This is a genomic window from Bifidobacterium sp. WK012_4_13 (genome assembly GCF_041080835.1).
GTDB classification, from domain to species: domain Bacteria; phylum Actinomycetota; class Actinomycetes; order Actinomycetales; family Bifidobacteriaceae; genus Bombiscardovia; species Bombiscardovia fermentum.
Map to the genome: position 1 here is coordinate 1668899 of NZ_CP129683.1, position 12798 is coordinate 1681696.

9 protein-coding genes are annotated in these 12798 nt (G+C 55.8%); 4 read left to right on the forward strand and 5 right to left on the reverse strand.

Annotated features, from left to right (window positions below; genetic code table 11):
* The first annotated feature begins 109 nt into the window (after positions 1–109).
* The 3 genes from QN062_RS06715 to QN062_RS06725 all read left to right on the forward strand — a co-directional run bounded on the left by QN062_RS06715 (position 110) and on the right by QN062_RS06725 (position 7699).
* Positions 110–2578, forward strand: coding sequence for a prolyl oligopeptidase family serine peptidase (locus QN062_RS06715; protein ID WP_369341060.1), 2469 nt, complete (start codon positions 110–112; stop codon positions 2576–2578).
* A 541-nt stretch (positions 2579–3119) separates the two neighbouring features.
* Entirely contained in the window at positions 3120–5438 is a 2319-nt protein-coding gene (locus QN062_RS06720) for a YhgE/Pip family protein (RefSeq protein WP_369341061.1), read from the forward strand.
* Positions 5435–7699, forward strand: a complete 2265-nt coding sequence (locus tag QN062_RS06725) for a YhgE/Pip family protein (RefSeq protein WP_369341062.1) — start codon at positions 5435–5437, stop codon at positions 7697–7699. Before QN062_RS06720 ends, QN062_RS06725 begins: the two co-directional genes overlap by 4 nt.
* Before the next feature lie 50 nt (positions 7700–7749).
* On the opposite strand, the gene QN062_RS06730 is transcribed toward QN062_RS06725, so the two are convergent.
* Positions 7750–8805: a hypothetical protein gene (locus QN062_RS06730; RefSeq protein ID WP_369341063.1), complete on the reverse strand. Its 1056-nt coding sequence runs from the start codon at positions 8803–8805 to the stop codon at positions 7750–7752.
* 602 nt (positions 8806–9407) lie between these two features.
* Here QN062_RS06730 and QN062_RS06735 point away from each other — a divergent pair.
* Positions 9408–9773 (forward strand): VOC family protein, encoded by a 366-nt coding sequence (locus tag QN062_RS06735; RefSeq protein ID WP_369341064.1) that lies wholly within the window; start codon positions 9408–9410, stop codon positions 9771–9773.
* Between the two features lie 137 nt (positions 9774–9910).
* Here QN062_RS06735 and QN062_RS06740 read toward each other — a convergent pair whose 3' ends face one another.
* The 4 genes from QN062_RS06740 to QN062_RS06755 all read right to left on the reverse strand — a co-directional run bounded on the left by QN062_RS06740 (position 9911) and on the right by QN062_RS06755 (position 12769).
* A complete protein-coding gene (locus tag QN062_RS06740; protein WP_369341065.1) occupies positions 9911–10501 on the reverse strand; it encodes a hypothetical protein in 591 nt (196 codons plus the stop codon).
* Between the two features lie 137 nt (positions 10502–10638).
* Complete coding sequence (locus QN062_RS06745; protein WP_369341066.1) at positions 10639–11070, reverse strand: hypothetical protein; 432 nt, start codon at positions 11068–11070, stop codon at positions 10639–10641.
* Between the two features lie 55 nt (positions 11071–11125).
* Positions 11126–11725 carry a hypothetical protein gene (locus tag QN062_RS06750; RefSeq protein WP_369341067.1) on the reverse strand — a complete coding sequence of 200 codons (600 nt, stop codon included), beginning with the start codon at positions 11723–11725 and terminating at the stop codon, positions 11126–11128.
* Positions 11726–12052: 327 nt separating this feature from the next.
* On the reverse strand, positions 12053–12769 hold the full coding sequence (locus QN062_RS06755) for a S8 family serine peptidase (RefSeq protein ID WP_369341068.1): 717 nt from the start codon (positions 12767–12769) through the stop codon (positions 12053–12055).
* Positions 12770–12798: the final 29 nt, after the last annotated feature.

Here is a 12798-nt window from a genome sequence, read left to right on the forward strand (position 1 = left end):
GCGCGGGAATACTTGCAAAGTCTTCAATACGTCGTATTGAGACGGAGTTCACAGGAGTCAATCCATCTGCGTGATGCCATGTGAACTGCACGGTGCTAGCGTGATGTGCATGAGTGAAACCAAGCATAGTGTCAGCAGTGGGGAAATAGTCGACTTTCCAAGAAAAGAGGCGAGAACCCTGCGCTTCTCGCTGGGGTCTCCGCGCTCGGCGCATGTGTTGGGAGACGGTTCCCGTGCGGCTTTTCTGCGTTCCGGAGGCGCGGAGGACCCAGTCACCAGCCTGTGGATGAGCGTATGGGACAAGGATGGCGGGCATCGCGAGATGCTGATAGCCGATCCACGGGAGCTGCTGCAGGGGGCGGCTGTCGGAGAGCGTCTGGGACATGCGGACGATGATGTCCCTGAGGAGGAAAAGGCTCGTCGAGAGCGCAGCCGTGAAAGTGCCGAGGGCATTGTCTCCTACAGCGTCGATGCTGCCGGTGACAGAGCGGCGTTCGCCTTGGGCGGCAAGCTCTGGATCGCAAGTCTCGCATCGGACGATGCGGGTGCGGCGGGTGCGGCGGGTGATGCGGACGATGCGTCAAGCGAGGGCAACCGCGTTGCGTGCATCCATGTCGTCGATCCCACCGATCTTGCTTCGGGCGTTAGCCACGATGGTCCGATGCTTAACCCGACGATCTCTCCTGACGGCAAGCTCGTTGCGTATACGACCGGAAGAAGCGTTGTGATCGTGCGACTTGCGCCTGATGCTTCCAACGTGTCGGACCAGGCCAGTCCGGACGGGGCATACGATTCGCACAGGCTTCGGGAGATAGATGCTCCGATAGCGGCGACCGTCGATCTTTCCGACAAGGCGAGCGAGGACGTGAGGATCGGCCTCGCGGAGTTCGTCGCCGGGGAAGAGATGGATCGTTATGCCGGCTTCTGGTGGTCTCCTGATTCGCGCCAGCTGCTGATCGAACACTATGATGCTTCCGACGAGGAAGTCTGGTATATAAGCGATCCGGCCAACCCTGACCGTCCTGCGTCCCGGCGCAGATATCCCAGGGCGCTGACGCATAATGCGAAGGTCGGACTGCTGCTGCTTGACATCTGGGAGCCACGGCTGTCGAGGGTCGCGTGGGACACGACGGCATACGAATATCTGGCTTGCGTTCACTGGGTCGAGGGTCATGACGCGCTGATACTGGTGCAGAATCGTCGTCAGAATCGCGATCAGGTCCTACGCATCCACCAGCTTCAGGCATTCCACGAGCCGAACCCGGACAAGAACGCCTCGTCGAGATATCTGCTGGACAATGGGGAGATCGCCGATCTCCACAGCATCATGACGACTCTCGTGGCGGATCATGCCAATGACTGCTGGCTCGATCTGACGCCTGGTGTGCCTACATGGGCCCCTCATGGCGCGCTGATCGACGTTCGGGCCGATGAGGAGCATGATACGAACCGTCTGTATGCGGATGGCAAAGCCATCTCACCGGCTGGCTGGCAGATCCGCAGCGTGGTTCGTGCGAGCGATGAATCGATTCTTGCGCTCGCATCCAAGGATCCAAGAAGCTTCGATGTGGTCAGGTTCTCGTATGACGGTCGTGTCGACGTGCTTAACGAGGTGCCGGGAATATGGAACGTCTCGCAGTCTGGAGACGGCATGGTCATCTACGGGCGCGGCATGGATGCCGCCAAGTCGGTGATGACGCACTGCTTCGCCAAGGACGGCAAGCTTCCGGCCGAAGCATCGAAGGCGGACGGCGGTCAATCCAGTCCGATCAGGCGTGCTGATATCGGCAATGTTGCGGCGGATTGCGGATTCATCCCGAACGTCGAATTCGTGACCTTGGGCAAGCATGCCTTGCGCGCAGCAATCGTGCGTCCGTCCAAGGGAAGCGTCTACGCGCATAGCGAGAAACTTCCCGTTCTGGTCAAACCCTATGGAGGTCCGGGGCATCAGCAGGTCATGCTCTCGCAGTCGTATTACTGGGCGTCGCAGTGGTGGGCGGATCAGGGATTCATCGTCCTTACGGCGGACGGCCGTGGCACGACGGGCAGAGGCCCGGCATGGGACCGAGCGATCATGGATGACATGGCGCAGGTCACCTTGGACGATCAGATCGAGGCTGTCGAGGCGTTGCCTGAAATCGCTCCCGAGGCGGATCTTGGGAGAGTCTCGATGATTGGCTGGTCATATGGTGGATTCCTTTCGGCGCTCGCGGTGCTACGCGCGCCTGAGGTGTTCCACGCCGCCTGCGCAGGGGCGCCGCCGACGGACTGGACACTCTATGACACCCATTACACCGAGCGCTATCTGGGTCTGGACGAAGAGACCTACAGACGCAACAGCATTATCGAGGATGCGCCGAATCTCCGCAGACCGCTCATGCTGATTCATGGATTTGCCGACGACAATGTTTCCGTGGCCAACACGCTGCGTCTTTCCGAGGCTTTGCTCAGCGCTGGGCGTGCTCACACCGTTTTGCCGCTCAACGGCATAACCCATATGACCAATGATGAGAAAGTCGCAGAAAATCTGCTGCTCTTGCAGCGTGACTTCCTCAAGAATGCGTTGAATCTGGATTAAATTCGGAACGAGGAAGCGAGATTTCAAGTTTTGGGCACTGGCGAAAGTATAGAAGGCTGAAAATCGTTGAAAGTGCGACCGCACCAGGCCGAAAATAGCGCGTTGATACTTTCGCCAGTGCCCAAAACTTGAAATCGGGTTGTAAATGGCTTCATAATGTTCGGGAAAACAGGGTGATAGGCGAGAACTGTCGTGCTGACGGTAGAAACTTAGGGGTGATCGAGGGGAGGGTCCGCCTGTGAGAACGGCTTTTCATATTTATCGGCGAGATATTTTCCGCCTGCTGCGCAACCCCATCGCATTGATCATCACAATTGGCGTCTGCCTTATCCCCTCACTGTATGCATGGTTCAACATCGCTGCGAACTGGGATCCTTATTCGAATACGAAAAATCTGAAAGTCGCCGTTGCAAACTAAGACACGGGCGCGCACTCGGATTCGTTCGGAACCGTTGACATCGGCAAGCAGGTCGTTGCCAGCCTGCACAGGAACAAGGAGCTCGGATGGCAGTTCGTCGATGAAGGCGATGCCATAAACGGCGTGAAGTCGGGCGAATACTATGCTGCGATAGTCCTGCCGAAGAACTTCAGTGCCAATGTGATCGGTTCGGTCGAAGGCACGAGTTCACAATCGGTGCTTCAATATTATGTAAATGAGAAAAAGAACGCCGTCGCGCCAAAGATCACCGACACGGGTGCGAGTTCCATCGACAAGACGATCAACTCGATGTTCGTTTCGACCGTGAGCGATGTGGTTGCATCCAGGTTGTCTGCGGCAGCGGGGAATCTTGACAGTTCGGCTTCGAAAACCCGGGCTGCCGTCGTCTCCAATCTGAACTCGACGATCAACGACATTCAGGGTCTGCGAGCGAATCTGCGGAATATGCAAGGTACGATCGGCACGGCGCAGTCCACGGTGCAGGCCGCAGAAAAAACCAGCGCCGGGCTGTCATCGCAGATGGCTTCGGCGCAGAAGGCACTTGCTCAGTCACAGAAAACTCTCAGCGCGGCGCGTTCGTCGTCTCTCACCTTTTCGCACACGTTGATTGGTGCTCTGAACAGTGGTTCCACGGCGCTCTCTGGCATCACCGTCGATGTGAATCTGGCATCCAGCTCAATTCTTGACGGATTCAACACGGCGGATGAGACGGTGAATACCGTGAATGACAGGCTGACCGGCGTTCTGGATGCAAACGACGATGCCCTCGATGACCTGCAATCTGCGTTGAAGAATTCAGGACTCGATCCTGACGGTCAGGCATATCAAGGCATCGATGCCCAGATAAGCGCATTGCAAGGCATCAACACCCAGCAGCGAAAGCAGCTCAGCACCTTCAATACTTCGACGTCCTCCTTCATCGATGCAGGCAAATCCGCAACCGGCAGCATGTCAAGCGCTGTCAGCAATTCCGCGAATTCAGGCATATCGACCTTGAATTCCGCAGGCAATACGCTGTCGACGACCACGCTGCCCGGTCTGTTGAACGGTCTTGACTCCTTCTCGGGCGCTGCAGGCACTCTGTCCGGTACGGTCACATCGTTGCAGACGACCGTCGAACAGACCGTCTCGCTGCTGAAGGAGCTAGACGGCACGCTTGCTGATGCACGCAGCTCAATCGGCACGACGGAACAGTCGCTCGCGTCGGTGCAGACGCAGCTGGCCTCGGTGCGTACGGATGTGGCGGCCTTGGGTAGCTCGGCGGTCTGGAAGCAGGTCTCGAAGGTGATGCACCTCGACAAGGCCGGCATCGCACAGTTCATGCAATCCCCTGTCAACCTTTCCACAACCACGGTGTATCCAATCGCGAACTATGGTTCCTCCGTAGCGCCGTTCTACACGAATCTGGCGCTGTGGGTGGGCGGATTCATCATCATTGCGATCTTCAAGCTTGAAGTCGACAGGGAAGGCCTTTCGCACATCACCACGACGGCGTCTTATCTTGGCCGTGGCTTGCTCGTGAGCACTCTCGGAATCCTGCAGGCTCTGTTCGTGACGATCGGCGATTTGGTCATTGGCATTCAATGCCCGTACCCATGGCTGTTCGTGATGGCTGGCATGCTTGCATCGTTCGTCTATGTGAACATCATCTATGCGCTTGCCACGGTCTTGCGACACATAGGCAAGGCGGTGGGCGTGATTCTGCTGATCCTGCAGATTCCAGGGTCGTCTGGCATGTATCCAATCGAGCTGATGCCCGAATTCTTCCGCAGACTCAATCCCTGGCTGCCCTTCACCTATGGCATCAATGCGATGCGCGAGACCATAGGTGGCATGTATGGCACGCATTACTGGTGGTATCTGCTGAGCCTGTCGTATTACATTCCGATTGCACTGTTCCTCGGCCTGTTCGTGCGCCAATATCTGCTGAATCTGAATGTCATGTTCGACAACAGGCTTGCCGTGGCCGATCTTTTCATCACCGAGCAAAGCAGTCTGACCAACCGCGGTCTGAGCCTGGCTTCGATGATGAGCGTCTTTGCCGGATCCAAGGAATTCGAGCATGACGTCCGCAATCGTGCTCGTCGATTCTTCCGCGGTTACCCCATGATGATTCGCACCGGGCTGATACTGGTCGTTGTGCTTCCCATCGTCTTTCTGGTGCTGCTCTTCAGCGTCGAAGCGAAAATCATGATGCTGAACCTTTGGATAGTCTCGATCATCCTGATAGATTTCTACCTGATCATGGTCGAATATATGCGTGACAGCTATGCGCGGCAGTTGGGAGTCACCGTGGGCCAGCCGTTCAATTCAGAGAAAGCCGATCGCCCGGATGTTCACAGCGGCGTCAGCGCCGTTCGAGACTCCGATGTTTCTGGCAGCTCTTCCGAATCTTCAGGGGAGGTGACCCAGGAACTGTGAGAAATATCTGGAGACTGTTCACGGGAGACCTTCGCAATGCCACGCGCAACGTCATCGCCATCATCGTGTGCATGGGTCTTGTCATCGTGCCAGCGCTGTATGCGTGGTTTAACATCGCTGCGAGCTGGGATCCCTATGGCAACACCAAATCCCTGAAGGTCGCCGTCGCCAATACCGATGTTGGATACAAGTCCGACCTGATTCCCATCAAGGTCAACGTCGGCGAGACCGTGCTCAACCAATTGAGAGCGAATGACCAGCTTGACTGGCAGTTCGTGTCGAAGGCAAAGGCTCTTGACGGCGTGAAATCAGGCGATTATTACGCTGCAATCGTGATTCCCAAGCAGTTCAGCGCAGACATGATGACGCTGTTCTCCTCACAGATTCACCATGCCAGCCTGCGATACTACATCAACGAAAAATCGAATGCGATCGCACCGCACATCACTGACAAGGGTGCCGACACCGTCACCACGACCATCAACTCGAGCTTTGCCAAGACCATAGGAAACGTCGGACTGGATATTGCATCAAGCGTGCTGAAATATGCTTCGAGCTCCCAGGCGAAGGAGTATGTGACAAACGCGACGAACCACGTCGGCACTCTTGCAGATCAGCTCAATGCTGCGGCCGATCAGCTGGGCGCCTATTCGGGGCTGCTTGGCGCTTCGGGGAATATCATCCAGTCGACGAACACCTTGCTGGGCAAGTCTGCGGACGGGGCCAGTTCCGCGCGCCAGGCTCTCAAGCAGGGCGAAGCGGGCATTGACTCCGCGGGCAATGCGCTCGACGCAACGACCGAATCCGTGAATGTGGCGCTTTCCAATGCCAGCAAATCATATGATGTCATCGCTCAGGAAGTCGACGATGCGTTCGGCAACGTTTCAAAGCAGGGGAGCTCAATTCAGACTCAGCTCAACACCGTCAAGGCACAGGTTGATAAGAACGCCACAGACTTCGCTTCCCTGGCGCGCAAATTCACCGATCTGGCCGATCAAACGGATAATGGCAGTCTGAAGAATGCACTGCAGGCAGTGGCAAGCGGCGCGACGCAGACGCAGCAGCGGCTTGAGGGCATCTCCACGCAACTCTCTGATGCCGTCTCGTCAATAGGCGGCAGTGATGCCACGGCCCGAAAGAAACTCAACGGCATCAAGGGCTCCATCGCATCGGCCAAGGCTTCGATGACGAAGGTCTCAAACGATTATGCAAACAACCTGAAGCCGCAGCTCGACGCGTTGAATCAGTCGATGCGCAGTCTTTCGAACCAGACCGATTCGGTCATGGGGAGCCTCTCAAGCACGATCGCCGATGTATCCAGCCTTTCTGGCAACACTGTGAAAGGCATCCATTCCCTTCAATCGAATCTCGGCGACTCGGCCAAGACGCTTCGCAAGGCGGCCACCTCGTTGTCCGACTTCGGCAACCAGCTTACTGCCGCATACAATAACGGTGACATAGCCGGCCTGAATGAGCTCAGCAACGGCAATTCCGATGCGTTGGCGACCCTGCTGGCCTCGCCTGTCGCACTCAAGCGCATACCGATCTATGCAGTTGCCAACTATGGATCCGCGATGGCTCCGTTCTATACGATTCTTTCGATATGGGTTGGAAGCATCATTCTCGTTGCCATGATCAAGGTCTCTATCTCGAACAGACAGAAGGCGAAGGTCCTGGGATTGAAACCCATGCCGAAGGAAGGCGTGCCAGCCCTCGAGATGTTCCCCGAATCCGCGGGAAGCGCCCAGGACTATGGCCTTATGCTTCATCAGGAATACTTTGGACGGTATATGTTTCTGCTGCTTCTTGCGCTCTGTCAGGGGGGATTGGTCGGTCTTGGCGATCTCTTCTATCTCGGGGTCCAGGCTGACCACATCTTCCAGTTCATGCTGGTCTGCTGGCTCTGCGCGCTCGTCTTCTCGAATATCATGTATACGCTCGCTCTCTCATTCGGTACCATCGGCAAGGCGCTTGCCGTGCTGCTCCTGGTGATGCAGGTCGCAGGCTCGGGAGGCACCTTCCCGATAGAGCTTCTCCCAACGTTCTTCCAGAAGGTCTACCCATTCCTGCTGTTCCCGCATGCGATACAGGCAATGCATGCTGCGATGGCCGGCTCATATGGCAACGAGTATTGGCAGCAGATGGGCTATCTCGCATTGTTCCTCGTGCCTTCGCTCATTCTTGGGCTGTTCCTGCGCAAGCCGGTCATCAGCCTGAATCAATGGATAGTCAGAAAGGTCGAGTCCACGAAGCTGATGTAGGCCGCCGTTGAGACTCCTTCCGAACGCCGTCCTGACTGTCATCATGGAGATCAGCGTTGGGAAGCCTTGCGTTGCTCGCAGTCTGCCTGCGCACGTTCCAGCGTCCAGCCATGGGAAGAAAGATAGGAGACGTCCTGATATCCGCCATCGTTCTTCGTTACCCAGCAGCTATGTATCAGGTCGGAGGTGCTGGGGGCGGAGGATTCGCTGTGAGCATCGTCGCTCTGAGCGTTGTCGGTCTCAGTGTTGTCGATCCCAGTGTCTTCATTCTCCGCTGCTTCAATCTCTCGCAATGCGGCGGCCCGGGCCTTGGCTGCCTCGTCCGCCTGCTTTTTTGCGGCCATGGCATCTCTGACTGCTGCTGCCTTGCCCTTCACCGTTTCGACATGGCTCGCAAGAGCATCAAGGTCATCTGACTGTGAAGCGTTGATTGCCGTATCCAAGGCGTTTCGAAGATCTTCCCTGATGGCATTGTTCTGAACGTTGTTCTCGGATTCCTTCAGTGTCGTCTCACCAGCGTTGATCGCTTCGTTCAGGCTTGCACGTGTGTCTTGGAGACTCTTCTCTTCCTGCGATTCTGTGACACGGCTAGCCGCGTCTGTGATGCTTTGCCCTTGGGTAGTGAGCGCATGCACGGCATTGTCGAGGGTGATGCCCGTGTCTTCCTGCACGTCTTGCTTGCCATCTTCTGGACACTCGACGCGTGAGGGGATTGCCTTGGACAGTTCGGCGCGTAGGGTCTTTACCGTTTCAGCATCTGAAACATGTTCCTCGCCGATGTCGGTGACCGTAGCGAGGTCCTGCTTGATCTGTTCAAAATGCTCCACCGCTTCGTCATACGCCTGCAACTTTGCGTTGCATGCTGACAGTGCGAGTAGTCGTGATTGTTCGGACTGGCGCCACGCCTGCCAGGCACCAAGTGATGCGCCGAAGATGACAACTATGGCGATGCCTGCGATTATGGCGATGAGCGTGCGTTGGGAACCACTGGAGCTTTGGGCTCTGTGTCTGGCAACTGGTTCATGTTCCGCGAATTCCACATCTTCAATAGGCCTGCCCAGATCCTGAGTATCGCTCAAGTCGCCCATGTCGTCCAAGTCGCGCATTTTCACCCCGCTTCATATATTTACACACAGTATAGAATACAACTCTTCGGGTTCTGGTGCGCGCACGCTCTGATGATTGCCCTCAGTGTGGCGGGTTTTTATGCCATTCGGGTATTCCACAGCCAGGATTGCAAGTTTTTGGCACTTGCTGAAGTATAAAGCGTCGAAATCGGTGCATTCCCGGTCGGCATTATGCCGTTTTCGGGCTTGTATACTCGGCCAAGTGCCAAAAACTTGCAATACCGATCCATTGAGCAGGTGGATGCTGACGGTTTGACTGTTCTATCTGGAACTGCCGCAAATGAGACTTTTGAGAATGGGGTCGTCGGCCTTGACAGAGAAGATACAGCTGCCCTGATTCGAGACCGGCCTTATGCAGATTCAGGATTTTCCCATTCGCAGTCAGGCCCTATGTTGCTGCTGCCGTGCTCAGTGAATTCGGAAGCTGTTATCCGACGGTTTGCTTGCAGCGCGAGGAGAAGAGCAGGAAGCCGCTGCAGACGCTCCATTGGTCTTTCTTCTCTAAAAGAAAGATGACATAGGTTTTTCTCCATTTTTGCTAGCCTTTGGACTACAGTCATCGACCACGAAGGAGTGCCGTCATGAGCGCACCCAACCTGTTCCTGATCTACGTCTCCGATGTTGAACGCTCGACAGCGTTCTACAGCGAGCTTTTCCAACTTGAGCCCGTGATGCGCACGCCCAGGTATGTGCCCTTCCAGGTCGCCCCCGGTGTCCTGTTCGCCCTGTGGAGTGGGAGAAGCGATCGCGCTACGCCCGATACGCCGCGCACGTCCGAAGTGGGCCTGATGATTCCGGGGGGCTCGTCCGCCATCGACGAAATTTTTTCCGACTGGTCAGCCAAAGGTGTCACGGTCGCCGAGGAGCCGCACGATGACGTGTTCGGACGAACTTTTGTGGTCGCCGATCCCGATGGCAACCTCATTCGAGTAAGTCCTGTCGATTGAAGGCATCGTGGTTGCTGAGTCGTGAGCGACGAGACGCGACTGCCCCTTGGTCTCCTGAGCCGCGCCAATAACACGACGTTGGGTCGATCGCGTGGCGCGGCGATATCGCTGAGTGATATCGCTGGGTGATTGATGGCTTATATGCGGTCCCAGCCGCGCAGGTGGAGCCAGAATTCGATTATGCTGCCAGTCAGCGCATCCCAGAGGCGGCGCAGCGGGCCGATGCTCTGTTCGAAGGCCTGTCGGAACAACTCTCCTTCCTCACTTCCAGGGTCGAGCGGGAGCACGCCGGTGGCAGCCCACAGTGCCTCGCGCAGCCACTGGCCCGCGCCATAGATTCGGTAGTTGCCGAGCTTGTCTGGGTTGCGGGGGTGTCGTTCGAGGAGAATCAGCAGTCTTTTCGCCCCGATTTCGAAGTCCATAAGCCACAGGTCCTCCGGCTCGTCGGCGGGACGTTGATATTCGGAAGGATCGTCTGGCGCATCATTCAGTATGTTTTCGTGTTCCTCCTGCGAGGCGTGCGTTCGGATGAATTCCTCGTCGGCTATGGTGAGGATGTCGCTTACCCGCTTGGGGTGGACGAACTCGTCGTAATGACCCTCCCAATGCCTGTGGAGTGCCATGTGGGTTGCTCCAAGGCGTTCCAGCCAGGTGATAACAGCGTCGTACGAATCAAGAGACGGCACGCCGTAGTCCGCTCGCGCACGCTCATGCAAGGCAACATCCATTTGAAACTCCTTTTCGCTAGCTAATATTGCACTGTTCTGAAGCGATGTTTCGGACTTTCCAGGTGGAAGTGTCATCGGTGTGCAATAACAATCTCAAACGCCTTCGCGAAAGTGGAGGGTTTGAGACGTTGACACCGTCAGCATTCTCCCGGAGAGATCAGCATCCGCATGCCGGTCATGGACTCGATCTCCTTGACAAGCCAACTTGCGCCGACATGAGTGACGAGAAAACCGCCAAGCCGCCGTGGATCGCCGGCGTCGCGCTGCAGTATGACATACACGCGCTCTCCGTCGCAATATTCGTTGTATTCCTGCTGGTACCAGCCTAAATCAGGGGAAAGCTGCCTTGCTGCAAGCATGGATTCCTCGGTTTCAAATTCGAGAATCTGACCCGAATAATCTGGTGTATCCATACGTTCCCGCAGCATCTCGACATCATGAATTGCATACATGGCCGTTATCAGAGGAGCATTCAGCGCTGGCTCGTCCAACACAGGCAGATACCGCCCCATGTCAAGCCGTTCGCCGCCAAGTTCCTCAACCCAGCTCTCGATATCCTTCAACAGCATAGTGGCGCTCCTCCTTGATCGTTATATGCAAAACCATCACACGCTTTTCTCAGAATTAGGTTGGATATCCGTAAAAGCAGTGAACTTCAGTTGTTCTTGGATGCCAATGATGGAATGCACCTTTGAAATGCGCGACGTGATGCCTCGCCGGTGAGCTGACCCAGTTAGCCAAAGCTTGCGCTCTCGAAGATGAGATAGCCCATGTATCACCATTTGCGCGAGCTCTAGTACGGGCTTGGCTGTCTGTTAAAACGAAACCACTGACATAAGTGGCTTTGCCCTTACGCCACGCAACATAGTACGAACGCCTTGTGGATGCTTTGGTTCGGTTATATGCTGCAACAATTTTCGGTATGGCAATGCTTGCCGCATACATAAGCACTCCGCCCAAAACGATCGCGGACCCGGCCGCTATGGTCTTCAGCAGAGCGGCTAGTGCAACGCCAGCAAAAGCTATCGGAACGGCAAATGATTCCGTAGGTGCATCGCTGTCGTAATCGTAGCTTTCACCGGTCAGATCGTCGGTGATGGTGAAAACGATCCTGTCTTCCGTTGCGGTGGTGATGTCTGCGGTGAATGTTGAGGAAACTGTTTCGTCTTCGTTTTCCTCAATGATGGTGAACTCGGCCTGAGCTGACTCGGTTTCGATTTCCAAGTCGATCTGTGTCGAGTCTGCTTCCCCCTCGGCGCTTGTCGCCTCAAGGGAGAACTCCTCTAACTCAATATCGATGTCATCGACGACGAGCCCTTCTTCTTCGAGTTCATCCGCGATGGATTCTTCGGCATGCTTTCGGCGTCTTGCGTAACCGAGGCGGTTGTGGAAGATGTCTCATCTGCATATGCAGGCTGTGCAATGCATCCCATTGCGGCGATGAGAGCAAACGCCGTAAATAGAGATGCGAGACGCTTGTTCATGATCACTCCCTAATAATTTATACATGATGTATGTAATTAGGAATGATATGGGAATACTTCTTACCGGTCAATTTGTGAGGCTGACGTCCCTCGCTAGTTTCTGACGCACTGCCATGGCTGTTGCTGCAGAAGTTCCTGATATATACTCGACCTCCTGCCGTTCGTTGATCGCCGGAACGTCCACGCCCAGGGCAGTGAGGTCGATGGGATCTCTGCAGGAGTCCTCCCAATAGGCACCATTGCTGTCAATTGCGCCCACGGAAATGACGCCCTTGAGTCTTGCCGGATAGTCTGCCTTGAGAAAGGGCACATTCCCTGCAGCTGCGTAGACGTCCACGCCCGAATCCGTTGCAAGCTCGACGGCCTGTTCCAGCCGTTGCGAGCTCACCCTAATACCCATGCTTATGGAAAGAATCTGCGCTTTATCGGTCAGTGCCTGATTGATGGCCTCTGCCAGACCGTCAGCGCCTCCATTTGGAACCGAATAACACTTGATGCGAATGGTTTTGGCATCAATCCGTTCAGCTCCTGAAGCGTTAACTCCAAGAATGACGGACAGCATCATGGTCGCGTGGGCACCGACCGGGGCGGAGTCGTCGTAGTCGATGTCAAACCCGTCGAATGCGTCGACCTTTGCAGGAACTCCGGTGTCGATGAGTGCAACCGTGACAGAACCGCCGAGTGCAGCGCCTTCGGGTGTCGTCTCTCCACTCTCGGCACAGCCGACAAGTAAGGAGCACCATGCGAACGTCAAGACCAGAAAATAGAAGGCTGTGAATCTCATGTGTCTTCTCATATTCAGAGAGTATCAGC